The organism is Consotaella aegiceratis (assembly GCF_036541425.1).
Taxonomy (GTDB): Bacteria; Pseudomonadota; Alphaproteobacteria; order Rhizobiales; family Rhizobiaceae; genus Consotaella; species Consotaella aegiceratis.
On the sequence record NZ_JAZHFT010000142.1, the window covers coordinates 1 to 947 of the forward strand.

1 protein-coding gene and 1 pseudogene are annotated in these 947 nt (G+C 52.8%); both read left to right on the forward strand.

Annotated elements, in window-relative coordinates:
• A pseudogene (locus SMD10_RS25455) lies at positions 1-132 on the forward strand (IS5/IS1182 family transposase); the annotation flags it as partial.
• Between the two features lie 49 nt (positions 133-181).
• Entirely contained in the window at positions 182-667 is a 486-nt protein-coding gene (locus tag SMD10_RS25460) for a hypothetical protein (RefSeq protein WP_331688508.1), read from the forward strand.
• Positions 668-947 lie beyond the last annotated feature (280 nt).

Sequence of the window (947 nt, forward strand, 5' to 3'; positions counted from 1 at the left end):
TGGCTCAATCGCAATCGACGGCTTGCCAAGGACTTCGAGCAGACCATCGCATCTGCCAATGCATGGCTGTTCCTCGCCTCGGTCCAACTCCTCGCTCGCCGCGTCGCAAGGCTCGCTAATTCATCTGCTTAGTTTTGAATCGGACACTGAGACCGGGCAACCTAACATCTCAAACGATGAAATGCGCGATCTGCTGCTGAAGTCAGACGAAGAGTTTAGATCGCATGTCCTATGGCAAGCTGAGCGATGGGCAGAGAATGAAGGAGAACAGGCAGAAATAAGGTGGTCAGAGAAAATTGAAGTATTGCTTGAGGACGTTTGGCCACGTCAAATATTGGCAAAAACACCGCGTATATCAGCACGCCTATGCAATTTTGTTTTTTCCGATAAGGATCGCTTTATAAGGCGCGCTGCCCTTGTCCTCCCACTACTCAGTAAGGCGGAAGGCGACTCGATAATGTTACCGAACCTCAGAAAGTCGAAGGACAACATCGTTGACATCTATCCAGAACAGACGCTCGCTATTTTGGATGCAATCCTTCCAGAGAATGCGACTGCTTGGCCCTATGGGATCGATAGCACCATAGAGCGCATCGGCAAGGCAGATGGTAAATTAAACGCGGATCCTCGACTGCTTTCTTTGAAGCGCAGGTGGGATGCCCGGTAACCAAGAGTTCGGCAAAGCGGCATTCTGAGTCATACAGCGGACGCTCAGCATTGGAGTAATGAATATAGCATTAGGGTCTGGTTAGGGCAGAGCCTGCGCCGAGCTGAATGTCCGCTCACTTACATCCACCTTGGGAAGCTGCCAGTCAGCTTTCGTGAAGAGTTTCGGGCGCCGGCAGGCGTACGAAAGTCCCCGAGGAAGGAACCCGCGGGCCACAGTCGATGGCTATGGGGATTTCGATCTGCGGTCGATGTCGGCGATGGCGCGGCCGTCGCTGGAA

What these genes read in the sequence shown, in the direction of transcription:
- SMD10_RS25460 (WP_331688508.1), top strand. Translation starts at nt 182, where the DNA reads ATGCGCGATCTGCTGCTGAAGTCAGACGAAGAGTTTAGATCGCATGTC.